Origin of the sequence: Psychrobacillus sp. FSL K6-2365 (assembly GCF_038003165.1) — a bacterium.
Taxonomy (GTDB): domain Bacteria; phylum Bacillota; class Bacilli; order Bacillales_A; family Planococcaceae; genus Psychrobacillus; species Psychrobacillus psychrodurans.
Genome location: NZ_JBBOOO010000001.1, coordinates 2,400,115 through 2,426,198, shown reverse-complemented (window position 1 = coordinate 2,426,198; position 26,084 = coordinate 2,400,115). Strand labels below are relative to the sequence as shown.

General features: G+C 36.2%; 18 protein-coding genes. 13 read left to right on the top strand and 5 right to left on the bottom strand.

The features are described from left to right. The first annotated feature begins 14 nt into the window (after positions 1-14). The 9 genes from MKY29_RS11820 to MKY29_RS11780 all read left to right on the top strand — a co-directional run bounded on the left by MKY29_RS11820 (position 15) and on the right by MKY29_RS11780 (position 13,157). A complete protein-coding gene (locus MKY29_RS11820; RefSeq protein ID WP_241600641.1) occupies positions 15-2,036 on the top strand; it encodes a sigma 54-interacting transcriptional regulator in 2,022 nt (673 codons plus the stop codon). Between the two features lie 74 nt (positions 2,037-2,110). Continuing rightward, positions 2,111-3,205, top strand: a complete 1,095-nt coding sequence (bcd, locus tag MKY29_RS11815; RefSeq protein WP_093496802.1) for a branched-chain amino acid dehydrogenase — start codon at positions 2,111-2,113, stop codon at positions 3,203-3,205. Between the two features lie 95 nt (positions 3,206-3,300). Beyond that, complete coding sequence (gene lpdA, locus MKY29_RS11810; RefSeq protein ID WP_340879874.1) at positions 3,301-4,731, top strand: dihydrolipoyl dehydrogenase; 1,431 nt, start codon at positions 3,301-3,303, stop codon at positions 4,729-4,731. Between the two features lie 170 nt (positions 4,732-4,901). Further along, positions 4,902-5,912 carry a thiamine pyrophosphate-dependent dehydrogenase E1 component subunit alpha gene (locus MKY29_RS11805; RefSeq protein ID WP_241600638.1) on the top strand — a complete coding sequence of 337 codons (1,011 nt, stop codon included), beginning with the start codon at positions 4,902-4,904 and terminating at the stop codon, positions 5,910-5,912. Continuing rightward, complete coding sequence (locus tag MKY29_RS11800) at positions 5,912-6,895, top strand: alpha-ketoacid dehydrogenase subunit beta (RefSeq protein ID WP_090563651.1); 984 nt, start codon at positions 5,912-5,914, stop codon at positions 6,893-6,895. The genes MKY29_RS11805 and MKY29_RS11800 overlap by 1 nt, the downstream gene beginning before the upstream one ends. A 145-nt stretch (positions 6,896-7,040) precedes the next feature. Continuing rightward, positions 7,041-8,348, top strand: coding sequence for a dihydrolipoamide acetyltransferase family protein (locus tag MKY29_RS11795; protein WP_241600637.1), 1,308 nt, complete (start codon positions 7,041-7,043; stop codon positions 8,346-8,348). 1,413 nt (positions 8,349-9,761) lie between these two features. After that, entirely contained in the window at positions 9,762-11,702 is a 1,941-nt protein-coding gene (locus MKY29_RS11790; protein ID WP_340879873.1) for a ribonuclease YeeF family protein, read from the top strand. A 12-nt stretch (positions 11,703-11,714) separates the two neighbouring features. Further along, positions 11,715-12,182 carry a hypothetical protein gene (locus tag MKY29_RS11785; protein WP_340879872.1) on the top strand — a complete coding sequence of 156 codons (468 nt, stop codon included), beginning with the start codon at positions 11,715-11,717 and terminating at the stop codon, positions 12,180-12,182. Between the two features lie 651 nt (positions 12,183-12,833). After that, positions 12,834-13,157: an antibiotic biosynthesis monooxygenase family protein gene (locus tag MKY29_RS11780; protein ID WP_340879871.1), complete on the top strand. Its 324-nt coding sequence runs from the start codon at positions 12,834-12,836 to the stop codon at positions 13,155-13,157. Positions 13,158-13,403: 246 nt separating this feature from the next. Here MKY29_RS11780 and MKY29_RS11775 read toward each other — a convergent pair whose 3' ends face one another. Both MKY29_RS11775 and MKY29_RS11770 read right to left on the bottom strand, forming a co-directional pair. Then, positions 13,404-14,072 carry a YqeB family protein gene (locus MKY29_RS11775; RefSeq protein ID WP_071220738.1) on the bottom strand — a complete coding sequence of 223 codons (669 nt, stop codon included), beginning with the start codon at positions 14,070-14,072 and terminating at the stop codon, positions 13,404-13,406. Positions 14,073-14,260: 188 nt separating this feature from the next. Beyond that, positions 14,261-14,857 carry a TetR/AcrR family transcriptional regulator gene (locus tag MKY29_RS11770; RefSeq protein WP_071220739.1) on the bottom strand — a complete coding sequence of 199 codons (597 nt, stop codon included), beginning with the start codon at positions 14,855-14,857 and terminating at the stop codon, positions 14,261-14,263. Positions 14,858-15,216: 359 nt separating this feature from the next. On the opposite strand from MKY29_RS11770, the gene MKY29_RS11765 reads away from it, so the two are divergent. Then, complete coding sequence (locus MKY29_RS11765; protein ID WP_076315855.1) at positions 15,217-15,786, top strand: recombinase family protein; 570 nt, start codon at positions 15,217-15,219, stop codon at positions 15,784-15,786. Position 15,787: 1 nt separating this feature from the next. Further along, a complete protein-coding gene (locus MKY29_RS11760) occupies positions 15,788-18,733 on the top strand; it encodes a Tn3 family transposase (RefSeq protein WP_340879870.1) in 2,946 nt (981 codons plus the stop codon). Between the two features lie 167 nt (positions 18,734-18,900). Here MKY29_RS11760 and MKY29_RS11755 read toward each other — a convergent pair whose 3' ends face one another. From MKY29_RS11755 to MKY29_RS11745, 3 genes are read right to left on the bottom strand one after another with little or no spacing between them, the layout of a single operon-like run. Next, positions 18,901-20,028 (bottom strand): Ger(x)C family spore germination protein, encoded by a 1,128-nt coding sequence (locus MKY29_RS11755; RefSeq protein WP_340879869.1) that lies wholly within the window; start codon positions 20,026-20,028, stop codon positions 18,901-18,903. After that, positions 20,025-21,482 (bottom strand): spore germination protein, encoded by a 1,458-nt coding sequence (locus MKY29_RS11750; protein WP_340879868.1) that lies wholly within the window; start codon positions 21,480-21,482, stop codon positions 20,025-20,027. Before MKY29_RS11750 ends, MKY29_RS11755 begins: the two co-directional genes overlap by 4 nt. Next, complete coding sequence (locus MKY29_RS11745; protein WP_340879867.1) at positions 21,475-22,563, bottom strand: endospore germination permease; 1,089 nt, start codon at positions 22,561-22,563, stop codon at positions 21,475-21,477. Before MKY29_RS11745 ends, MKY29_RS11750 begins: the two co-directional genes overlap by 8 nt. A gap of 476 nt (positions 22,564-23,039) precedes the next feature. On the opposite strand from MKY29_RS11745, the gene MKY29_RS11740 reads away from it, so the two are divergent. Next, positions 23,040-24,373, top strand: a protein-coding gene (locus tag MKY29_RS11740; protein WP_340878887.1) for an IS3 family transposase whose coding sequence is annotated in 2 segments (ribosomal slippage) — positions 23,040-23,427 and positions 23,427-24,373 — 1,335 coding nt in all. Because the reading frame shifts where the segments join, the coding sequence is not laid out codon by codon here. A 258-nt stretch (positions 24,374-24,631) separates the two neighbouring features. Continuing rightward, the gene (locus MKY29_RS11735) at positions 24,632-25,834 is read left to right on the top strand and encodes an IS110 family transposase (protein WP_340879856.1); all 1,203 of its coding nucleotides are present in this window, start codon (positions 24,632-24,634) and stop codon (positions 25,832-25,834) included. The last annotated feature ends 250 nt before the right edge of the window (positions 25,835-26,084 follow it).

Here is a 26,084-nt window from a genome sequence, read left to right as displayed (position 1 = left end):
GGGTGTGCATATTCTTGCAAAACATACTTATAGTAGGTGCTGGTAATGGAGGATGTGCACTTTTGAAATTGATACAACAGGCTGAATATCTTCAAGTCAAAGCTATTGTAGACATTGATGAAAAAGCTCCCGGGCTAAAACTTGCAAAAGAGACTAATATTCCTACGTTTAAAGATTGGAAACCTCTCCTAAATGATGATATTCAGATCATCATTGATGTTACGGGAAACAAAGAGGTATTTCATGAGCTTCTTGCAAATAGGCCAGCCACTGCGGTATTAATACCGGGCGAGATTGCCAACTTAATTGTTTCACTTTTAGAAGAGAAAAATAAGTATATAAACATTATTGATCACAAAACGATGATGCAGGAGTTAATCTTCAGTTCTGTTGAAGAAGGTATGATTGGAATTGATGATCAAGGCATCGTAAATTTATTTAACAAAAGTGCAGAAAGAATGACACAAATATCTGTCGAAAATGCCATTGGAAAACATGTTCATGAAGTAATTTCCTTAAGTGAATTACCTAAAGTGTTCGATACGGGTCGTGTCGAACTAAACAAAGAACTCATTCTTGAAAGCGGTACCAAAATTGTCACCTCGCGTTATCCAATGATAAATGAAGAAGGAAAACAAGTCGGGGCATTTGCTGTTTTCAAGGATATTTCGGAAGTAGTTCGACTAGCTGAAGAAATTACAAACCTAACAGAAATTCAAAAAATGCTAGAGGCAATTATCTATTCAAGTGAAGATGCTATTTCCGTTGTGGATGAAGAAGGTAAAGGTATTCTTATTAACCCTGCTTACACAAGAATAACTGGATTTAGCGAAGCAGAAGTAATTGGGCAACCCGCAACAGCTGATATTTCAGAAGGGGAAAGTATTCACCTAAAAGTGTTGCAAACTCGAAAGCCTGTTCGTGGTGTTAATCTACGAGTAGGGAAACTGAAAAAAGATGTTATCGTCAATGTAGCGCCTATCATCGTTAACCAACAGTTAAAAGGTAGTGTTGGAGTAATACACGATATGACTGAAATGCGCGGGCTAATGAAAGAATTAGATCATGCTCGCACGCTAATCAGAACGTTAGGGGCAACATATAGCTTTGAAGATATTGTCGGTACATCAAACGAAATAAACTTCACGATTGAGCAAGCAAAGCTAGCAGCAAGCGTTTCAGTAACCGTTCTTTTAAGGGGAGAGGTTGGTGCTGGAAAAGACTTATTCGCTCTTGCAATACACAGTGAAAGTAATCGATCGCATTATCCGTTCCTTCGTGTAAACTGTAGCTCAACGGAAGAACATTTGCTAGAAACAGAGTTGTTTGGGTCTGAAAAAGATGGGTTTATACAACCTGGGATTTTTGAACAAGCAATAAATGGTACAATTTTCTTAGACGAAGTTGGGGAACTTACGAAAAAGACACAGGCAAAGCTGCTACGTGTTCTGAGAGAAAATGCAATCATTCGAGTAGAGGGAACGACATCAATACCTGTAGATGTGAGAATCATCGCATCAAGTAGTTTGAACCTCGAAAAAGCAATGCTAGAAGGTACTTTTAGAGAAGATTTTTATTATCAATTGAATCGGATGCCAATACATATTCCTTCCTTACGTAATCGTAAACAGGATATTCCGGCAATAGCAGAGCATTTGCTCGTGAAGTTAAATCAAGAATTTGGTCGGAATGTTGAAGGTTTTTCTGAAGAAGCAATGGAGAGTTTACTTCTATATGACTGGCCGGGGAATGTTCGAGAGTTGGAAAATGTCATCAGTCGTTCGATGATATTTTTGCAGCCAAATGATCGAACGGTAGAAGAATACCATCTACCAAAGTCAATGTTGGTTATACCAAGTGAGGACAAGGGAGAGACTTCACTTGGTACGTTAGCAGAACAAATGGATGAAATGGAAAAGAAAGTATTGGCACAAGCATTAAAACTTTCTGGGGGAAATAAATCACGAACCGCCAAACAACTTAACATTTCACTCCGCACGCTTTATTACAAATTAGAAAAATATCATTTAGCATAAATGGGAGACACTTCAAACAATAGGGGTATTGAATATATAAGTAAGGCCCATTTAACTACTAGGAGGAACTACACATGGAAATCTTTAAATATATGGAAACTTATGATTACGAACAATTGGTATTCTGCCAAGATAAAACTTCAGGGTTAAAAGCGATAATTGCAATTCATGATACTACTTTAGGTCCTGCACTTGGTGGGACACGTATGTGGAATTATGCAACTGAAGAAGAAGCGATTGAGGATGCATTACGCCTTGCAAAAGGTATGACTTATAAAAATGCAGCAGCTGGATTAAATCTTGGTGGTGGAAAAACTGTAATTATTGGAGATCCATTAAAGGATAAAAATGAAGAAATGTTCCGTGCTTTTGGTCGCTTCATCCAGGGGTTAAATGGTCGTTATATTACAGCTGAAGACGTTGGAACAACTGTAGCGGATATGGACTTAATCCATGAGGAGACTAATTATGTAACTGGTATTTCAGAAGCATTTGGTTCTTCAGGTAATCCATCGCCTGTAACAGCTTACGGTGTTTATGTAGGGATGAAAGCAGCAGCTAAAGAAGCATTTGGCTCAGATTCTTTAGAGGGTAAAACTGTAGCAGTACAGGGTGTTGGTAATGTTGCATACACGCTTTGCGAATACTTACACAAAGAAGGCGCAAAACTAATTGTTGCAGATATTAACCAAGCATCGGTTGACCGTGCAGTGAATGCATTTGGAGCAGTTCAAGTTGATGTTAATGATATCTATTCGCAAGAAGCGGATATTTTTGCTCCATGTGCTTTAGGTGCGATTATTAATGACAATACAATTCCACAACTAAAAGCGAAAGTAATTGCTGGTTCAGCAAACAACCAATTACGTGATACAACGCATGGAGATACAATTCATGAGATGGGCATTGTCTATGCACCAGACTATGTTATTAATTCAGGTGGCGTTATCAATGTAGCGGATGAATTATATGGCTACAATGCGGAGCGTGCGATGAAACGTGTAGCTACAATTTACGATAAAATTGAACGCATTTTTGAAATCTCAAAACGCGATGGCGTGCCATCATATGTTGCTGCTGACCGTTTGGCGGAAGAACGTATTGCACGTGTAAGCAAATCACGTAGTCAATTCTTACAAAATGGTAAACATATCTTAAACGGACGTTAATACAACAACTAATTTCATCTATTGAACTAAAGTAGGCCGTCTTTCTTTTAAAGTAAAGCGGCCTTCTTAGATGGATATTAAAGGAGATGGTAAAGTTGGCAAAAGATTATGATGTAGTAATTATTGGTGGTGGTACGGGCGGATATGTTGCTGCTATACGTTCGGCTCAACTTGGATTAAAAACAGCAATCGTTGAAAAAGGAAATTTAGGTGGTACTTGTTTACATAAAGGGTGTATTCCTAGTAAAGCTTTGCTTCGTAGTGCGGAAGTATATGCAACTACTAAAAATCATGCAGCTGACTTCGGTGTAAATACTGGAGAGGTAACACTCAATTTTAGTCGCGTACAGGCACGAAAGGAATCGATTGTTAACCAATTACATCAAGGTGTGCAAGGGTTGATGAAAAAAGGCAAAATAGATGTATATGAAGGTACAGGAAGAATGTTAGGACCTTCTATCTTTTCACCTTCTCCAGGTGGAACTATATCTATAGAAATGAATAATGGCGACGAAAATGAAATGCTTATACCTAAAAATGTAGTAATCGCCACTGGCTCTAGACCACGTACTTTACCAGGATTAACAATTGACGGCGAATTTGTCATGAGCTCTGATGAAGCCTTAGCAATGACAGAGTTACCAAAAACTATGTTAATCGTAGGTGGCGGAGTTATTGGAATAGAATGGGCATCTATGCTTAATGATTTTGGAGTAGAGGTAACGGTGGTCGAGTATGCAGATCGTATTATACCGACTGAAGACAAGGATATCTCGAAAGAAATGCAAAAGCTACTTGCTAAAAAGGGTATAACATTTGTTACAAGTGCAAAAGTACTTCCAGAGACATTAGAAACAAAAGAAAAAGAAGTACAAATTTCTGCAGAGATAAATGGTGAAATGAAAACCTTTATAGCAGAAAAAATGTTAGTTTCTGTTGGCAGACAAGCAAATGTAGAAGGTATTGGCATTGAAAATACAGATATCGTTGTAGAAAAAGGATTTATCCAAGTGTCAGAAACATTCCAAACAAAAGAATCTCATATATATGCGATTGGAGATGTAATCGGTGGACTTCAATTAGCACATGTGGCCAGCCATGAAGGAATTACTGCGATTGAACATATCGCGGGTAACGACATCTCGCCAATTGACTATACATTAGTTTCACGTTGTATTTATTCGAATCCTGAAGCTTCAAGTGTTGGTATTACGGAACAACAAGCAAAAGAACAAGGATTTGATGTAAAGGTTGGTAAATTCTCATTTAAAGCGATTGGAAAAGCACTTGTTTACGGCGAATCTGATGGATTTGTGAAAATCGTTGCAGATAAAAAGACAAATGATATTCTAGGGGTTCATATGATAGGGCCACATGTAACTGATATGATTTCAGAAGCTGGTTTAGCAATGGTTCTTGACGCAACACCATGGGAAATTGCACATACAATTCACCCACATCCTACACTAAGTGAAGTAATAGGCGAAGCAGCATTAGCTGTAGATGGTAAAGCTATTCATATGTAGAGAAGTGGCAAATGCCGACCAGCAGCAAAAAGCGCTGGAGGACTTGAAGTAAGAAGCGTCCTTTGTCTTTCTCTGTCATTCTGAAACGACTAAAGAGGGTGCGCTCGGAGCTAGAGAAATACTGAAATGAGAAGCAATTTGCTTGTATATTAATAGAGGGGGAGTTCTATATGACAACAAACCGTCATGAAGAATTAGGTTTAACAAATGAAGATGTGTTAACAATGTTTGAAACGATGTTAATGGCACGTCGTATCGATGAACGTATGTGGTTATTAAACCGTGCTGGGAAAATTCCTTTTGTAATTTCCTGTCAAGGTCAAGAAGCCGCTCAAGTAGGAGCAGCTTTTGCACTGGATAACACAAAGGATTATATTGCTCCTTATTACCGTGATATGGGAGTTGTTTTACACTTTGGCATGACTGCCAAAGATTTAATGCTTTCCGCTTTTGCAAAAGCAGAAGATCCAAACTCTGGTGGTCGTCAAATGCCAGGTCATTTTGGACAAAAGAAAAATAGAATCTTAACTGGTTCTTCACCCGTTACAACTCAGCTGCCGCATGCTGTAGGAGTAGCTTTGGCTGCGAAAATTGAGAAAAAAGATTTTATTACCTTTGTTACTCTTGGGGAGGGTTCCTCTAACCAAGGAGATTTCCATGAAGGATTAAACTTTGCAGGAGTTCACCAATTACCATGTATTACAATGGTTGAAAACAATAATTATGCTATTTCTGTACCATTTGAGCGTCAGGTTGCGAGTAAAACGGTTGCAGACCGTGCTTCCAGTTATGGTATGCCTGGTGTAACTGTTGACGGGAAAGATCCAATCGAGGTATACAGAGTAGTGAAGGAAGCTGCAGATCGTGCTCGTAATGGCGAAGGACCAAGCTTAATAGAAGCTGTGACGTACCGTTTGACAGCTCACTCTTCCGATGACGATGATAGACAATACCGTACTGCGGAAGATATTGCAGAAGGAAAAGCGTTAGATCCTCTTATTACATTTGCAAAGTATTTGCGTGATTTAGATATTTTATCTACAGATTTAGAAAAAGAGATTAATGATCGTATTATGAAGGAAGTAAATGAAGCAACGGACTATGCAGAAAATGCTCCATATGCTGCTCCTGAAGATGCCTTGAAGCACGTCTATGCTGAACAAGAAGGAGGGAATGCATAATGGCAATCATGTCTTATATTGATGCAATCACACTTGCAATGAAAGAAGAAATGACTCGCGATGAACGCGTTTTCGTACTTGGAGAAGATGTTGGTCGTAAAGGTGGAGTGTTCAAAGCGACAAACGGTCTATATGATGAATTTGGAGAATATCGCGTGCTAGATACACCTCTTGCAGAATCTGCTATAGCTGGTGTTGGGATCGGAGCTGCGATGTATGGGCTACGTCCCATTGCGGAAATGCAGTTTGCTGACTTTATCATGCCTGCGGTAAACCAAATTATTTCCGAAGCATCACGTATTCGTTACCGTTCTAACAATGATTGGACTTGTCCGATCGTTTTCCGTGCTCCATTCGGTGGAGGAATTCACGGAGCACTCTATCATTCCCAATCGGTAGAAGCAATTTTTGCTAACCAGCCTGGTCTAAAAATCGTTATTCCATCTACACCTTATGATGCTAAAGGTTTATTAAAAGCTGCAATTCGCGATGAAGATCCTGTTATGTTCTTTGAGCATAAACGTGCGTATCGTCTTATTAAGGGTGAAGTTCCTGAAGAAGATTACACAATCGAAATCGGGAAAGCGGATGTGAAACGTGAAGGGGAAGATATCACGGTTATTACGTACGGTCTTGCTGTGCATTTTGCACTACAGGCTGCTGAACGTTTAGAAAAAGACGGTATTTCAGCACATATTTTAGATTTACGTACAATTTATCCTTTAGATAAAGAAGGAATTATTGAAGCTGCATCTAAAACAGGTAAAGTTCTGCTAGTAACAGAAGATAACAAAGAAGGTAGTATTATTGGGGAAGTTGCTGCAATCATTGCAGAAAACTGCTTATTTGACCTAGATGCACCGATTATGCGTCTTGCTGGTCCTGATATTCCAGCTATGCCATATGCACCAACGATGGAAAAATTCTTTATGATCAATCCAGATAAAGTCGAAAAAGCGATGCGTGAGCTAGCGGAATACTAACTTCTTTCAGCAAAAAAAAGACTTTGCCAAATGAAGTTAATGCCTCCGGCGGATGTTACAGATTTTTTTAAGGAATTTATCGAGCAAGCTCGATAAAAATCTGGACCCAAATACGCCAAGGCGAATTTGATAAGGAGGAAAACGAATGGCAATCGAACAAATAAAAATGCCCCAGCTAGGGGAAAGTGTAACTGAAGGAACGATTGAAAAATGGTTAGTAAAACCAGGTGATCATGTTAACAAATATGATGCGCTAGCTGAAGTTAACACGGACAAAGTAACTGCTGAAGTGCCATCTTCCTTTACAGGAATTATTAAAGAACTGATCGCAAACGAAGGAGATACACTAGCTGTTGGTGAAATTGTTTGTACAATAGAAACAGAAGGTGGAGCTTCTGAGGAAATAGTGGAGGTAAAAGAGGCTGCTCCTGAAGAGCCTACTGCAGAAACTGTTAAACCTACGGAAGTACAAAAGCATGCTGCTCCTGTAGAACGTGATAAAGGAGCTAAAGCTCGCTATTCACCAGCAGTGTTAAAAATTTCACAAGAACATGGTATCGACCTTTCTTTAGTTACTGGTACTGGTAACGAAGGACGTATAACTCGTAAGGATCTTCTGAAAATTGTGGAGAGTGGAGAAATTCCAGTAGCAGCAAAAGCAGAGCCTAAAGCGGTATCAACTCCTTCTACGCCTACTGCAGCTAGTGCACCAGCTCCAAAGCCAACATCTGCTAATGTTCCAGTAGCGGTTGGAGATATCGAAATTCCTGTGACTGGTGTTCGTAAAGCAATTGCAGCAAATATGCTACGCAGTAAACACGAAGCTCCTCATGCATGGACTATGATTGAAGTGGACGTTACGAATATGGTTCAATATCGTGACTCTATCAAAAATGAATTCAAACAAAAAGAAGGATTTAATGTTACATACTTCGCTTTCTTCGTGAAAGCTGTATCGCAGGCATTAAAAGAATTCCCGATGATGAATTCCATGTGGGCTGGGGACAAAATAGTTCAGAAAAAAGACATTAATATTTCTATAGCGGTAGCGACAGAAGATGCGCTATATGTTCCAGTTATTAAAAATGCTGATGAAAAAACGATTAAAGGTATTGGTCGTGAAGTAAATGAGCTAGCATCAAAAGTTCGTTCTGGCAAATTAAAATCAGACGAAATGCAAGGTGGTACATTCACTGTAAACAACACAGGGTCATTTGGTTCTATTCAGTCAATGGGAATTATCAACTACCCTCAAGCAGCTATTTTACAAGTAGAATCTATCGTGAAACGTCCAGTCATCATGGACGGCGGAATGATTGCTGCGCGTGATATGGTAAATCTATGTCTTTCACTAGACCACCGTGTATTAGACGGCTTAGTTGCCGGTCGCTTCCTAGCACGTGTGAAAGAAATTCTAGAAAACATAACAAAAGAAAATACATCTGTTTATTAATGAAACGATAAAAAGGTAGAGCATTCTTGCTCTGCCTTTTTGTTGTTTATGGGCTAAATACTGTGTGCTGTGGATATAAACACTAACTAACGTTTTGAGACAGGAATAAGCACACTATAATGTAGCCAATTGACGGTATTGACTATCGATTGACTGTTTGGTTTCATTTGAATCATGGATTAAGTGAGTGATATTGTTGAGCTGCCTTATTTAAATCAGTTCAATTTTATTAATGTATAATAGCGAGGTTTTTAAACTATGATGGGGTTGCTACAAGAAGGATTAACGCAAAAACGACGAGAAATCAAGCAAATAGGATGGAATTAAGGAAGAAAAGGTTATTTTCAATCGAGTTGGAGACAATGAGATCAGGAGATCCGATCTTATTTTTTAAAAATAATGGGATCAAGTTGGATGATTATGTTAATGTTTGAAGAAGAATGTGAAGGTTTTCACTTAAACTAAAGCGGTAGGTTTGTTGAATAAGAATAGTTACCCCTTCAAATAATATTAACGTCGACTGTAAATAAAGGTGTTAGTGCAATTAAAAAGCAGATACTTTTCACCAGTCGCTTCAACTTCAGAATAACTATTACAGTGAAAATACAGCGGACAAACAATACCACTCTACTAAGGGAGAAGATAAGTGATTTTGGCTAAAAGAAAAATCCTGAAACATTGATATATCAGCGTCTACAGGCTTATCTAAAAGATGGTCCCGACTGGTCTCGAACCAGCGACCCCCACCTTGTCGAATTTGTAACCCTTGAAAAACCTGGTAAAATTGAATTCGATTTAGTTAAATAAGTCTGATTTAATAAGGTTTTCATGACTGTGAAAATCATTTAAGTAAAATAAGATCGGTACAAAAAATTAATTATGCGGACAAATTGCGGACAAAAGAGTAAACAGGTGGTCTGTATTACTCATTTGATGAAAACAGGTTACTACAGTTTTGGTAAAAGCTAATCAGTAAAATATGTTAATTACAATATTGCCTTTGTCTCATAAGTCTTATAGACTTTTCAAAATAGAATCCCCCTTTAATCCATAACATTCTTTAGTTGCCTGCGTTTTAAATAGCCACTTTTACTTTCATCATAGCAAGCTTGCTCATAAAAGTTGCTTTTATTAATGATGATAGTGCTAAATGATACTCCATATGCATTTCTATCTATATAACCGCCTTTGGTAGTAGTGTAAGAGTCACGGGTTAAATTTTTTGTATTAATTCCTAAGCATTGTTTTCTTGAAAATGGTAACTTCTCTCTTTACCTTCTTGTGTAAAAATGGAATATTATAACTATTGGTAGTTTACTAGAGGGGGAGAAGAATGTTCACCTGTGGGGTATTATTGTATAATAAAGAATATTGCGAAGTGGTTATTTCCAAAAGCTTAATGGGGAAAAGCCTATGAAAGTATTAGATGTAGATTTATTTCAAGAAGGGCTACATCGAAACATTACTATGTTAACCAGGTTAAGTACTGAGATAGAAGCAATCCACCGAGCAGTGGAGGGTTTAGTTCAGATGGAGGATCAATTAAAAGGAGAAGGAGGAAATGCCATTCGCTCCTTTTATGAGGAATGTCATGTACCATTTCTTCAATTTTTCCAGCTGTTTTCCGAACACTATCAAGAAGTACTTCGTCAAATGGAAGCAGCTCTTTACTCACTAGAACCTGATCCTTCCGGTTACATTCTCGAAACATTTCTAGAGGGAGAACTGGAGCAAGGGCTTACAGAAATCGGCCTACTGACGGCTAATTTGACGGATGAGGCAAACAGTATTATGGATCAGGTGAGCGATATTGTTGGTCTGCCCCATTTAGATGATAGCGGAGTGCAGGAGGGAGTCATTAGTTCTAAGAGAAAACGGGATGATACTATCTCTCAACTTTATGAATTTGATGCAACTCAAACGAATGCATTACAAACCATTGAACAGGATATGCAGACAATGGAAAATTGGCTCTCGGATTTAGAGGGTATGTTTGAATCTGGACTAACAGATATTCATTTCCAAACAGAAAATTGGGGAGTTTTGACTTCTAAAAATAATTTGAAGACAGAATTGGCGTATCGTACCTCTCCGATAGCTGGACTTTCCAACCTATCAAATAGAGAGAATCAGTTGACGACTATGCTTCAGGCATTTATAGCTGGTACTGGTCCAATACGATTTGGTTATGGGGGTTTAATTAGCATACACCATCCTTTTGTAGGTACAGATATGATTGCCTTATCTTGTCCTAGACCAGAGGTCAATGGGACAGAACAGGAAGATATTAATCAAAACCCATTCGTAAAATCCTTCCATAGTTTCAAGGGCATTAATGAAGACTTTTGGAATGGGGTAGGTTTACGACGTGATAAGGCACTAGATTCTCCATATGATTTTGTAAACTATTGGACTTTCGGGGTTTCTGATGGAATTTTGTCAGGAGCAAATGAAAGAAGTGCCAAGATGTTTGATTCGAAACTTGATTTTTTAGATTATGCTACATTCGGTTTTAGTGGCATGGTTAAAGAAGCAGTCTCTCCGGAAGAATCTTTTTCAAAGGAACATTGGCTAAATAGCTTTGGATTAGCAGGGAGCATTTTTGGAGTTGGAAAATTGGTGACATCGCCAGTTAAGAAATCTGGAAATGTAGCAGTGAACGGTAACGCAATAAATGAAGTGAAAGCTACCAGTAAGACTGAATCTAATATTGAAACAGTTAAAACAAGTGAATCTATACAAACTGTTCTAAAAAAGAATGATTATACCATTGATGAATTTTTAAAATTATTACATCCCGATAGGTTATTGAGAGAAGAAGAATTAAGGAAAGTAAACATTATAAGAGATCAAATAGGTATTCCTCCAAAGGGAACTATGATGGCTAAAGTAATACCTCAAAGAGATTTATATAATTATCTATATAATAAAGACTATAGTGGTGTTAGAGGGTTCACTGCTATGAAGGAACATTCTGCAAAACTAGAAAACCTAGAAATGAATTTTGAGGGAGCCCGTTTAGATTACAACAATACGACATTTAAAATAACTAATGGTGTTGATGGAATATCACAATCTGTTGGTGGTCCGGATAGATTTTATGGAACAATTGAATATAATTTATGGGATTCCAATCAATTATCGATACCTAGGTGGGAACCTAATTCTGATTCATATCCATATACAGGAAGGGGATTTACAGGGAGTAAAGAAATCGTTTTACCAGAATATTACCAAGAAGCTAGAAAGTTTGTGGAAGGAGATATGATGCAAATTAGAGACAGTAAAACAGGAAAACCATTATTTGAATTTATTTACGATGGAGATTTAGAATCTTGGGTAGAAATTAATTAGGGAGGAGTTAATATGAGTAAATATGCTACATACAATAAAAAAAATTATCCAGTAAATATTCGTAGAGATAAGTTCAGATTAAAGAGTAAAGAGCATGAAAGTGGATTTAAAGAACTAATTGATTTAGGGGGAAACATACACCCTGATATTTTTATTAAAGAAGTAACCTTAGATGAGATTGAATTATTATTTGAGTTGAAATATAAGATAATTTACAAAGGAAAAGAATATGATACTTTTTCGATTGGAGAACTGGTAATTGATAGAGGGGAAATTACTATATTTAGTAGTGATTACGAGGATTATGAAAGTAACGGTTTTATAAAAGTAGAACAGTTTGTTTTTCAGAAAAAAGTTATTATAGATGAGATTGATGCAATAGTTGAGTTTATAGAACCAATATTGGAATTTAACAAATTTCCAAAAGAAAGAAAAGTAATACCGAGAAATCAAATTGAAATATATTTTAGCCAATTTTAGTCCAATAATGAAAATCTCTATTTTAGCATTTTGTTCTTGTAATTGATGAAATGCTAATAAGATGATATCTAGAGTTAATAATTGATTTAAGCGTCCATTAAATCTACTTTCAATTTTGTCTTACTAGAAGATAAAACCTAGAAATATATGGCACTGACAACCCTTTTTGAGACGAATAAAAAAACCTATTATGCAGCCAATTGACGGTATTGAACCGGTGATTGGCTGTTTGGTTTCATTTGAATCATTGATTACGTGAGTGATATTGTTGCTCTGTCCCATTTAGGTCAGTACAATTTTATTTATGAAGAATAGTGAGGTTTTTAAACTACAGAAGGGTTGCTACAAGAAGGATTAACGCAAGAAGGGCTGAAAATCAGGCTAAAATAATTGAGTCAGATTGAAAAGGCTCTTATTGTAATTACTTCATTATTTTTAAAAGCTAAAGTATTTAAGTTAACTTTCTTTTAAAATTAAATCCTCTCTATGTTGTTTCAGGTAGGGTTTAAATACCACTTAACATGTCTATAATATATAAGCTAGAATAGATTTCTTTTTGGGAAAAATCTGAATATCTTAGCTCTAGTTATGTTCAAATATCAAAACGTACTCAGCGATATTTTCAGACTAAATGTAAGGAGGAATTACTTTATGTTTATAGCAAATACGGCTACCCCATATTATGCAGTTATTTTTACCTCTCAAAGAACCGAAGAGGATAAAAAAAATTACATGAAAGCAGCTGAATTGATGATTGAATTTGCCTCAAAACAAGAGGGGTTTCTAGGAGTAGATAGGACCTGCGATTTAGAGGGACTAGAAATAACCGTATCCTACTGGGTCTCTTTAGAAGCCATTAAGGAATGGAAAGAAAATGATTCTCACAGAAAGGTTAAAGAAAAAGGTAAACAAGATTGGTACTCTTCTTACTCAACTAGGATTTGTAAAGTTGAAAAAGAATATTCAAACATTTAAAAGGATTTGCTTCATGTATAAACATGAAGCTTTTTTTGTAGGTATGATTTGTCTATAATGGTAAAGAGTAAAATCGTTATTTGTAATTAATAATGGAAATTTAATAATGAAACGTCTTAGAATATATGACTGTAATTAGGGGTCATGTCGACAAAACGCATATATTATACGCTAAGCAAATTGCAACCTAAAAAGTCGAATTCCTATACGCTAAGGAACCGACTTTTTTAAATTTGGCTTGTTTAGTTAAATCTTTCGTACATATTGATCCTTACCCTGATCTTTCACAACTACCCCTAGCTCATTTAAATCCATTTTTAAATTTTTTGCCTTTTTCTTATCTCCTTCTCTAATTGCATTTCTACGTTCATATAAGATTGAATTGGTGTTCTCCCCAAGTAAATGATCTTCTAGGGCCCAAAGTTTGAATTCATCTACATAAGGGTCCTGTTCACACCAAAGGTAATGATGATACAGAAAGATTTCTCGTATTTTTTCCTTCTTAATATCCGTCTTTTCACTCAAAAGTTCTTGACCTTTATTTCCAGTAATTACGACATTATTATCTTCCATAAAGATTTCTTTTACCTCAGATTTTCTAATTATCTTTTCTTTATCATCTTTATTGATCAATATTTCTTGATCGCTTATGCTCATTTTTAGTGCTTCACTATAAACTGTTAGTGATAAAAGAACACCTATAACTACACCTACGAACATCAAGATAATAGACACCCAAAAAGGGTTGAATGCATCCAAAAGTTCAATGACTTTTGAATCAGAAAAGAAAGATATTCTTTTTACGAATTCCAACAACTTTGGAAGAAACCAACCTATCGTTCCTAAAACAATAGGAAATAATACTGCAATCAATTTTTCCAAGAAACCCATACCAATTGTGGATGTATTTTTCATTGGGATTGTTACCTCCGAGACTTTATAGTTAAAAATAGTTGAATTAAGATGTTTAGAGTATCTTGAAATTCTGACAAAAATATTCAATACAAATGAAAATAATAATTATCAAACAACAAATACGCATAAATATATATCCTTATTCAACCATCAATTATTCTAATTAAAGGGAAATAGACCTTTTGATGTTACATAACTATTTTTGTTATTACTCTAGTTAAATCATCCCTATACTTCTCAAGACTAAAGGAAGCCCTATTTTTAAGCATACTTTCTTCTATTGCACCTTGAATCAGAACACAGATCATTTCTACATCAAATTCATTAGAAAACTCTTGTTTCTTTTGTCCCTCTAATAAAATCTCTTTGAGCAATACATTTAACAGATCTTCCTCGTCATCATCAGCTTTATAGTAAGGCACTCCTTCTTCGTCTTTAGCGTTAAAGACAATTTCAATCAATGCGATATTATTTTTATAATTAGCCACTTGGTAAGCCAAACTAGCTTCAATATATGCTTTTAATTGTGAAATAGCCGTTTCTTCTCGAACAACCTTCCCACTAATAAAATCCAATTTTTTGTTAAATAAATGCACTAAGGTTTGATTGATTAAATCCATTTTGCCAGAAAAATGATACGAAATTAATCCTGTACTCACTTTTGCCTTTTTAGCGACTTTAGTTAAACTGACATTTGTATAGCCAAGTTCATCGAGTGTATCAATACAAGCTTGAATAATCTGTTCTCTTCGTGCTTCAGCAATAAAAGATTGTTTGTTTTCCATCAGGGTCTTCCTCTCGTTTATATTGGTTATTCAATTTTTAAATTGGTCTTTCAATCAATTTTTATTTTAATACAAACTTCTTATTCCTGTCAACACTAAGAATTCGACTATCCTGCCTAGTTAGTTTAAATACACCTTTTTCACATTCTCTTATCTATTTTTAACAGAAATATCTATTTTCTTGTTAAAAAACAACAACCATAAACGACCGTTTATGGTTATGGTGAGTGAGCGTCTTTAAAAGTCTCAAATAGTGCTAAAATACATACCCAAAACTATAACCAAAAACAGAATACCAATACATCAGCCTTAACCCCCTTTTTGGTATAATTAATTTGTATGGAAAGGGGAGTTTCAAATTGAAATTTGGTTATGCACGTGTGAGTACGCAAGATCAGTCATTATCATTACAACTTGATGCATTGGATCGTCATGGAGTGGACGAAACTTTTGAAGAAAAAGAATCTGGTAAAAGGAAAAATCGCCCGCAGTTGGAGGAGCTTCTTAAAGTATTACGTAAGGGTGACACAGTAGTTGTCTATAAATTAGATCGTATCAGTCGGAGTACCAAACATTTAATCGAACTCATGGAACAGTTTGAAGCAAAAGGAATCCATTTCGCGTCTATTCAGGATAAAATTGACACAACAACAGCTATGGGGCGATTCTTTTTCAGAATGTTGGCTAGCATAGCTGAATTAGAACGGGATATCATTAGTGAACGAACGAAAGATGGGTTGGTGGCAGCTAGATCTAGGGGAAGAAATGGAGGTAGACCGAAGGTTGAATCAAAAAAAATTATGCTTGCCATGAAGATGTATGAAAGTAAAGACTACTCCTTATCTCAAATTAAAGAAGCCACAGGAATAGGAGCAACAACGCTATATCGTTACTTGGGAAAGAAAGGGCTATCCAGCGAGGAGGTGTAACATGAGAGGGAAAGAACTATTAACCCTTGATCAGCGAAATATGTTTATGTCTATTCCTGATGATATGACTGAGCATGATATGGAAATGCACTATACTTTTACCACAGAAGATCTTGCATTTATTAATAAGCATCGAAGAGACCATAATCGCTTAGGGATTGCCTTACAACTTGCAGTTCTTCGGTATCCGGGTTGGACTTTATTTCAGATTAAAGACATTCCCAACCAAATACTCGATTATATTGCGAAACAAATTGATGTCTCCCCACAAGAATATACACAGTATGCAAAACGGGTAGCAACTCGAAATGAACACCTAGAGGAACTTCGACAGCATTATGGCTACCAAAATTTATCCTTTGGGATGTATCGAATAATTGCACAATATACTCTTCAACACGCTCTTGGGAACGGGAATACAGATTACTTGATTCGCTCAACAATTAAGGAATTGCGAAGACAAAAAGTAATTTTGCCAGCTATGACAACAATAGAAAGAATTGTATGGGAGGCTCGTCAACGGGCAGAAGAACGAATTTTTAAATCTATCAGCTCTACATTAAATGAATCTCAAAAACCAAAGTTAGATCACTTACTTGATGTAAGTTCCACCTATTCAAAGACACCCCTTGCTTGGTTACGAGAAGTTCCCGGTCAATCTTCTCCAGATGCCTTCTTAAAGGTTATAAAACGTCTTCAAGTCATACGAACTTTGCAACTTAATGTGGATATTAAAGAAATTCATCCAAATAGGGTCTTACAGTTAGCACGATTGGGTTCCAAATATGAACCCCGTTCATTCCGTAGATTTAAAGAGAATAAGAAATTTACACTTTTAATTTTACATCTCCTACAACTTAGCCAAAACCTTACTGATCATGCCTTTGAGATACATGATCGGCAAATCAGCTTATTGTTATCAAAGGGACGTAAAGCTCAAGAAGAGATTCAGAGGTTAAATGGTAAATCAGTTAATGAAAAGGCTATTCACTTTGCAGATTTGGGATCAGCATTGATTCAAGCAAAAGAACAAGGGAAGGACCCATTTGAAGCATTAGAAGCTATTATGCCTTGGGAGGACTTCGTAAACTCAATAGAAGAGGCGAAGCAATTGTCACGCCCAATGGATTACGATTACTTAGACTTACTAAAATTTCGCTTTAACTACTTACGTAAATATACCCCAACATTGTTAGAAGCCTTGGAATTCACTTCTACAAAATCAGGAGAGCCATTGCTTCAAGCTATTGAGACCATTAAAGAGATGAACAGAAATAATAAACGAAAGGTTCCAGAAGGTGCTCCTTTGGACTTTATCTCGAATCGCTGGCAAAAGCACGTTTATGATGATGACGGGAATATAAATCGCCAATACTATGAGATGTCTGTTCTTACCGAGTTAAGAAATCTTGTACGCTCAGGTAACGTTTCTATTAAAGGAAGTCGTCAGCATCAAGATTTTGATAATTATTTAGTGACAAAAGAAACATGGGAGCAAAACAAGCAGCTTAATGAACTTACCGCACCACCTTCTGTTGATGAATACTTAAAAGGAAAAATGGATGTATTACATAATCGGCTTGAATGGATTAAAGCGAATATCACAGAATTAGATGGGGTTAATTTTGAGGATGGACGGCTGCATGTCTATCGTTTGGAGAAAAACGTTCCAGAAAAAGCACGAGAATATAGTTTATCTCTATATCAACTGATACCTCGTGTGAAGCTGACAGATTTGCTTATGGAAGTAGCAAGTTGGACGGGATTCGACAAGCAGTTTCTTCATGCTTCTACACTGCATCCTCCAAAAGAAGAAGAAAAGCCAGCGATCATGGCAGCGATTATGGCTATGGGAACAAATATCGGTCTTACTAAGATGGCAGAAGCGACACAAGGAGTTTCATACCGGCAAATGTCCACAGCCTCACAGTGGCGTTTATATGAAGATGCCATGAATAAAGCACAAGCCATTATGGTGAATTTTCAGCATCAGTTAAGCTTGTCGTCGTACTGGGGAGATGGTACATCTTCTTCTTCAGATGGAATGCGTGTTCAAGTAGGAGTTTCATCCTTACACGCTGATGCAAATCCACATTATGGAACGGGAAAAGGAGCAACCATTTATCGCTTTGTTAGTGACCAATTTTCTAGCTTCTATACGAAAGTGATTAATACAAACGCAAGAGACGCTGTTCATGTTATAGATGGTTTATTGCATCATGAAACCGACTTGCATATTAAAGAACATTATACAGACACAGCCGGTTATACAGATCAAGTATTCGGACTAACTAATTTGTTAGGGTTTCGGTTTGCCCCAAGATTACGAGACCTTGCAGATTCAAAACTTTACTCATTTGAAAAGCCCGACCAATATCCAGAAATGGAGAAGTTGCTACGTGGAAGAATTAACACCAAGATCATTCAGGAAAATTATGATGATGTATTAAGGTTGGCACATTCCATTCGTAAAGGAACGGTATCTGCCTCTCTCATTATGGGGAAATTAGGTTCTTATTCTCGTCAAAATAGCCTTGCTACTACACTAAGAGAGATGGGACGTATTGATAAAACTTTGTTTATATTAGACTACATTTCTAGCGAAACATTACGTCGGAGAATCCAACGTGGATTAAATAAAGGTGAAGCCATGAATGCCTTGGCACGAGCTATTTTCTTTGGGAAACATGGGGAACTTAGAGAAAGAGCACTACAAGATCAGTTGCAGCGTGCCAGCGCCTTAAACCTCATTATTAATGCTATTAGTATTTGGAATACCGTGTATCTATCACAAGCAATTGAACATTTTAAAACTACAGGAAAATATCAAGAGAAATTGCTTCCACACATATCACCATTAGGATGGAAACACATAAACTTTCTAGGTGAATATTCATTTAAACCTGAGATTTCGACCTTTCATTCCCTACGTCCACTCAGAACATAAATAAAACCCTGATTTTTCTGCTTAGCGTAGAAAAATCAGGGTTTTACCTTCTGAAAAGTTCCTTATCGTATAATATCTGCGTTTTGTCGGCAGGACCCCAATTAGAAGTGGTTTTTTTAACTTTATTATATATTTTAAATACATTCGGTGTTTCTTAGCATCCATTTTTATTCATATGCCCCCTTGCTCTTCAAAATGAAGTTGACAGTAATTTTGCTTAAGGAATCTGCAGTTAATGGATAGTCTTTTAATTTTTCGGGTTTTATCCTATCATGAAAAAGTATATTTTTCAGATTATAGACATCTGCATCTTTATCAATACCTTTTAGATAGGTTGTTCTAATTTCTTTTTCTATCTGTTTTGATACTAACTCTTGAATTTCTTTTAGAGATAATTGGTCTTCCGAATCTATTAAAGTACCTTCAGCTTCAACATTTATATTAAAGTGAAAATCATTTCCTTTTCTAACCAAATCAATTTTTGCAGATGGTTTCATTATTCTTACTGTACCTTTTATTTCATCCCCTATGACAATATCAACCGGTGTGCTTTGAGTTTGAGTTTGTGTCCATCTGAGACCAGCAATCTCCTCATAAGATAACCACTCCTTATATGTTCCATGGCTAACTGGAAACGCACCATTTATTTGTAATACTTTTTTCGTTTCTGGTTCTTCAACCGATTGCTTCCAGTCTGTTTCATTAATAGTTAGAGAAGGTAGCAAGGCAGTTCCCCCTGGTTCTTTATAAACAGAGATAAACCTATGCATACGCATCGGTTCAATATATGAATACATTTTATACATATCGGTTGGTTTATACAAAATCGTATATAATGGAGGCAATTGAAAGAAACCTGTAGTACTAAGTATTTCTTCGATGGATTCCGTTGTTCCAAACATCCATGGAGTATAACGAAAATCACCGTGTTTTATTAAGGATTGTTCCACGTTCTCTATTCCTTTTTTTAAAACGGACTCTGAATAGATAATTGCTCCTACATGTGACCAGTTCACCTGTTGTTGTGTTGTTAGATATAAATTATAGACAGCATCATTTATATTTTTACCTGATGATTTACCGATGTATAAAGGAGCGGGTTGTGAGACTTTACTGACTTCTTGCTTAGCTACATTAGAAAAATCAAGCATTTGTACATAAATAATATAGTTTTCATCTTTATAGTCAATTCCTAATGTAGTAATATAATCTACTTCACCAATTTCTTTCTCATCCCAACATCCTGTTTGGAATAATAAGATGAAGCATATTATTAAAATTTTTGATTGTTTCAATTTTTTCCTTCCCCCTGTCTGTCCTTATCAATAGGGTTAAGTATTGATGCACGTTCATTCTGTTTTACTACAGGCCGCTTAAGAACTGATTTAAAGAAATCTCTTTTCACAAACGGAGATACTGGACTTAAATAAGGCAAGCCAAATGATTCGAGTTTAGCGAGATAACCAAGAACAGCATAAAGGCTTATGAAAAACCCAAACATTCCAAAGACTGATGAAAGAAGTATAGAAGAAAATCTCAAAATGGAAACAGTTCCATATAACGCCTGGTTCCCAAGGGTAAAAGTTGCAACTGCCGTAAGCGAAGAGATTACCAACATGGTTGGAGAAGTGATTCCAGCTTGAATTGCAGCATTACCCACGATCAGCCCACCAACAACCGCAACAGTTTGTCCAACTGCTTTAGGCAGTCGAACACCCGCTTCACGAAACAGTTCAAATAATATGAGCATTAATAGCATTTCAAAGGTTGCATTAAACGGGATACCTAGTCTAGATGAAGCTACTGAAGCTAGTAATGGAAATGGAATTTGATCTGCATTAAAAGATGATAAAGCCACCCAGAAAGATGGAAGAAAAAGAGCTATTATAAGTCCAAACAATCTAAGAATCAATTCAAAGGTTCCATAGTAATAAGGAGTATGTTCATCCTCAGCAGTTTTAAGTAATAATCCGAGATTAGCTGGACCTAAAAGCACATTCGGAGAATTATCCATAAAAATAGCAAATCTTCCTACAGCTAAACTACTGACAACACCATCAGGACGAGATGTTGCTTTTAACAAAGGAAAAAGTGAATAATTGTTGTCACCAAGAATCCCTAATAATTGATTGTCACCATTTAAGAAATCGATATCAATATTATTCAATCGCTCAGTAACTTCTTTAATCATTTTTTTATTTTGTATATCCACCAGATAGACTAGTTTTACTTGCGTTTGACTTCTTTCACCTATAACAAAGGTAGTCGTAACAAGGGAATTCGATTTAATTCGTTTCCGAACTAATGCAATGTTTGTACCTATGTCTTCGACAAATGCATCCCTCGGTCCTCGTACGGATACTTCTGAATTGGATTCTTCTGGAGAACGCTTTGGTGGATTGGATGTATTAAAGAAATAGATGGTTTCCGCTATTACAATTGCTGTAAATCCATTAAATACTTTTTCTAGCAGAGTTAAACCAACCTTCTCTTCCTTTTTAGACCAATGCATTTGCTTTGAAGAATTTAAGTATGCAATCCCTTTAAGACCATTGTTATAGTACTTATTTTGAATATCTGGGAGGATATTTTCTAATAAAACATTATTATCAATTAAACCATTGCAGTATATAACTAGCATAGCTTGCTTCTCTTTAGAACTAAATAGATATTGCTTCTCGATGGTTATATCCGACGAATTATTGAAGAGACTCGTTAAATATTCTTCATCTGTTTGTTCATTATTCAACCTGGGTACTCCTCCTGTTCTTGGAAAATTTAATTAATAATGCAATAAAGAGAGTAATAAACACCCCAATTACACTGGAGATAATATAATAATAACGACTTAAAAAGATTAAAAAATCCTCATTTGATATAGGAGCTATAATGACCAGTAGATAAATGATACAAATAAATACTTGTATATTAACGCGCTGCTTTTTCTTTTTAATGTCAAAGACTTCTGTAATTAAATACAAAATAATTGCTAAATGAATAAAATTACCAGATGTCCATTGATAAATCGATAGAAAATCTAGATGATTAAAATATGTTCCAATCCCCAAGATTCTCCATTGAAAAAAGGAGGGATATCTAAGTTTTGATGCTTCTTCTACACCAAATATTGCAATTGTGCCAAGCAGTGGTCCAACCGTCAATATGGCCAAAAATGTAATAAGAACAATAAAATGTTTGAATTTCAATTTTTGTGTAACTTGGTGCTGTAGAATTATTATTAAAAAAATTTCGATTATTGAACTAAAGACAATGAATGCACCATGAAATACCTCTTGCCATCCATTCTCCACAAGTACCGGGGTAACAAGATGGTAATTTTTATCAGGAATAGTGCCAATTGCTACAAATATGCCAAATATTAAAACCAATGGAAGTAAGACACCTGCACAAATGGCAATGACATTTAGTTTTTCATATGAAATGTAGAGGGAGCAAGCTAACAAAAACAGAGCTATAAAAATAGTAGGTGTATTGAACAAAAATGTTTCTTCAGTCCACATAACTGTTTCTTTTAAGGTAATCCAACCTGTTATTAGGAGGTAAACTACTATAAAAATAGCTATAATCCGACTTAGCGATTGAGAATACTTGGATGATAACCATTCAAATAGAGATACCGATTGGAAGTGCCTTGTTACGTAGAGCAATAACAGTGAAAAGACAAGGATAAATGCATAACCAATAATAACGCTGATCCATGCATCACGACCTGAAGCGTTAATTAATATAGGAGTAACGATTACATGATTGCTTAAACCAGTACCTAACAGGATGATAGTGAAGAGCTGTGAAATGGTGATCTTTGTCATTTGATATCCTCCAGTAGGGTAATATTATCATGCTACTACTATCGCCAAACTTTCTTTATTCTAAAAGTAAACTCTACGAAGTTATTGTGAAGCAGAGTTGGCTGAGAAGATCAATTTAGTGCATTAGCTGTGATGGAATTATTAAAAATAAATCAAAATCCATTGGATAGCCACCTAATATATGAGATGAATGGTACGGATTGGTGAATCTAACAATTTTGTAGTATTAAACTTAAAGCGAATGAGATTACATTAGATTAGAATGGAATGAATTCACAGACGATGTTTAGTTTATTGGAGGGGAGAATCAGGATTAACATACTTTCTAAAACTTCATACTCAACTAACGGGTGCTTCGTATTATAAGGTTAACCAGTTTTTTAAACTGTACCCTATAAGATAGACACTTTAAAAAAGGTCATCTTATAGGGTCTTTTTGTTTATAATGAAAAAAACAGTATTCGGAGCGATAAATTATGACTAAAAATTATTTAACACCTAACCAACAAAAAGAACTAAAAAAGAATCCATATGTAAAAGCTGTAAGCAATAAAGCGATTACGTACACAGATGAATTTAAACGATTATTTATTACTGAAAATGAATTTGGGAAGTTTCCGCGTGAAATTTTTGAAGATGCAGGATTTGATATCGAAATGATAGGGATGACACGCATTCATAAAGCGGCAGCTCGATGGAAAACAGCATACCAAAACCAAGGAATTACTGGGTTAGAAGATTCTCGGAAATATAGTTCTGGTCGCCCACTTGAACGAGAACTAAGTCTCGAGGAAAAGTATGCACGATTAGAAGCGAAGACTCGATTACTTGAGGCAGAGAACGAACTCCTAAAAAAGCTCGATTTACTCGAAAGGCAGATGGTGAAGAAGAAATAAAAATTGCGCCAGAATTAAAATTCGAACTCATTAACCAGATTATTAAAAAGTATGAGTTAAAGCGTATGGTAAGTTATCTTTGCGAGGTAATGGATGTATCTCGATCAGGTTTCTACAATTACTTTGATGAAAAATCCATTCAAAAACGTGCAATTAGAGGCGGTTCGGACGAGGTGGTGAAAAACATCATTTTAAAGGCGTATCATTTCCGAGGACGCAAAAAAGGAGCACGCCAAATTAAAATGACACTCCAAAACCAGTACCAGATTACATATAACTTAAAACGTATTCGCCGCATTATGAAGAAATTTGAGATTGTTTGTCCAATTCGAAAAGCGAATCCCTATCGCCGCATGGCGAAAGCAACAAAAGAACATCGCACATGCCCGAACGAATTGCAGCGCAACTTTAAACAAGGGTTGGCTGGAAAAGTGTTATTAACGGATATCACATATTTAAACTACAGAAGCGGAAAGCGTGCTTATTTATCCACGATTAAAGACGCAGAGACGAATGAAATTTTAGCGTATGAAGTCTCAGATAAAATTACATTAGACATCGCATTAGATACACTTCACCAATTAAGACGTCGTCATTCACATATTCGAAATGATGCCTTTATTCATTCGGATCAGGGATTTCATTACACAAATCCGACCTATCAAAAATTAGTGAAAAAGATGAATCTTGGACAGTCAATGTCACGCCGTGGAAACTGTTGGGACAATGCTCCACAAGAATCATTCTTTGGGCATTTTAAAGATGAAACAAATATAAAAGAATGCGAAACATTAGAAGAAGTAAAACAAGAAGTGAAGTGTTATATGATATATTACAATTATTATAGAGGCCAATGGAATTTAAAAAAGCTGCCGCCTGCAAAATACAGACAGCAGCTTCAACAAGTTGCCTAACCTTTTTCAAAATGTCCTTTACAAAGGGTACAGTTTATTTACTGGTTGACCTTATTTTTATAGGATTTAATATATCAGTAGCCAGGGTAGGACGTACGGGTGCGTGGGACAATGATCCCGTGAACTAAACTGTCCACCCCCTACTTGTAGAAACATGTTTGAGGCTGGTTGGGACATAGATCTCGTATAACAAGCGAAGCTATGATACTACATGGAGGAATAGGGGTACTGGTGAGAGAAGTCAGAGGAGGAAGCTAAATGAACCCAGTAGTTGGTCTGGATGTGGCTAAAGGAGAGAGCCAAGTTCAGGCGTTTTTAGATAAATCGAAGCCGTTTGGAAAGAGTTATTCTATGAAGCATACAAAAGAGGAGTTAGACCGTTTTATAGGCTTTTTAAAGGAGATTGAAGGGATGACTGGGCAAATGCCTATGGTCATTTTAGAATCTACAGGTCATTATCATTCTCCTGTTATTCAATACTTGGAGGACCATGAAGTTTTATATATTTTGCTTAACCCGATCATTTCTTATCAGGCGAAGAGATCTAGTTTAAGAAAGGTAAAAACAGACGCGATTGATGCGTATCAGTTGTGTGTGCTTTATTACAAAGAAGATTTTGAACCTCATAAAAACAGAGGAATCCAATTATTAAACCTTAGAAATCTTTCCAGACAACAAGAGATTGTGACGAATATGTATGTAGAAGCGAAACTGCAGTTTCACACTATTTTAGATCAAGTGTTTCCTGAATACCGCAAGGTTTTTGGAGATCTTTATTCGAAGGTTTCTTTAATGATGTTAAAGAAATATCCTACTTCAGAAGATATACTAGCGGCTGGAGAAAGTAAGTTAGCGGAATGTGTGATGGAGTTTTGTCCAAGACGGTCTAGTCTATGGGCATTGGATAAGGCCAAAAAATTAATGGATTCCGCATCTCGAAATCCATTTCAAAAAGTCGTGTATCACAGTCATTTGATCAATCTTCAAATGTATATTGAAATGCTTTTTCAGTACCAAGAACATCTTTCCGAGTTGGAAATTCGTATAGTGACCTTGGCAAATGAATTAGAAGATTACGAGATTGTTCAATCAATTCCAGGGATCGGAGAAAAAATCGCTGCAACGATTATCTCCGAAGTTGGTGAAATCGATCGGTTTAGTCATCCGAAAAAACTGGTTGCCTTTGCGGGAGTGGATCCCAGTGTTCACTCATCAGGAAAGTTCACCGCCACAACCAATCGGATTACTAAACGAGGTTCGAGTAGATTGCGCCATGCTTTGTATCTTGCCGTATTGTGCGGTATCAGAAGCTCAAGAAACAAAAAGCTGAAAGAATTCTATGACAAGAAGAAATCAGAAGGAAAGCCTTCCAAAGTGGCAATAGTAGCCTGCATAAACAAACTGCTTCATTGGGTTTATGCTTTATTAAATAGAAAAGAATCTTTCCAGGATATAGCGTAATTACTGGTTACAAGTGATTAAGTAAAAACCTTCCATAAGGTTTTTGGAGGGCTATTTGTCATGCACAAAATAGTATAACATAAGATTAATAGTAATTTTAAAGAAAGATATTGACATCCTATTAGCTGGTTTACTTCAAGAAGGGTAAAGCACTTTTTCTTATTGAACTAAAGGGGCAGTTTAGTTTAATAAGAGAAGGAGATTTTTTATCTCGCATATGAACCGAACACATCATATAAAAATAAGAAAT

What these genes read in the sequence shown, in the direction of transcription:
- bcd (WP_093496802.1), top strand. Translation starts at nt 2,111, where the DNA reads ATGGAAATCTTTAAATATATGGAAACTTATGATTACGAACAATTGGTA.
- MKY29_RS11805 (WP_241600638.1), top strand. Translation starts at nt 4,902, where the DNA reads ATGACAACAAACCGTCATGAAGAATTAGGTTTAACAAATGAAGATGTG.
- MKY29_RS11800 (WP_090563651.1), top strand. Translation starts at nt 5,912, where the DNA reads ATGGCAATCATGTCTTATATTGATGCAATCACACTTGCAATGAAAGAA.
- MKY29_RS11795 (WP_241600637.1), top strand. Translation starts at nt 7,041, where the DNA reads ATGGCAATCGAACAAATAAAAATGCCCCAGCTAGGGGAAAGTGTAACT.
- MKY29_RS11790 (WP_340879873.1), top strand. Translation starts at nt 9,762, where the DNA reads ATGAAAGTATTAGATGTAGATTTATTTCAAGAAGGGCTACATCGAAAC.
- MKY29_RS11785 (WP_340879872.1), top strand. Translation starts at nt 11,715, where the DNA reads ATGAGTAAATATGCTACATACAATAAAAAAAATTATCCAGTAAATATT.
- MKY29_RS11780 (WP_340879871.1), top strand. Translation starts at nt 12,834, where the DNA reads ATGTTTATAGCAAATACGGCTACCCCATATTATGCAGTTATTTTTACC.
- MKY29_RS11775 (WP_071220738.1), bottom strand. Translation starts at nt 14,072, where the DNA reads ATGAAAAATACATCCACAATTGGTATGGGTTTCTTGGAAAAATTGATT.
- MKY29_RS11770 (WP_071220739.1), bottom strand. Translation starts at nt 14,857, where the DNA reads ATGGAAAACAAACAATCTTTTATTGCTGAAGCACGAAGAGAACAGATT.
- MKY29_RS11760 (WP_340879870.1), top strand. Translation starts at nt 15,788, where the DNA reads ATGAGAGGGAAAGAACTATTAACCCTTGATCAGCGAAATATGTTTATG.
- MKY29_RS11745 (WP_340879867.1), bottom strand. Translation starts at nt 22,563, where the DNA reads ATGACAAAGATCACCATTTCACAGCTCTTCACTATCATCCTGTTAGGT.
- MKY29_RS11735 (WP_340879856.1), top strand. Translation starts at nt 24,632, where the DNA reads ATGAACCCAGTAGTTGGTCTGGATGTGGCTAAAGGAGAGAGCCAAGTT.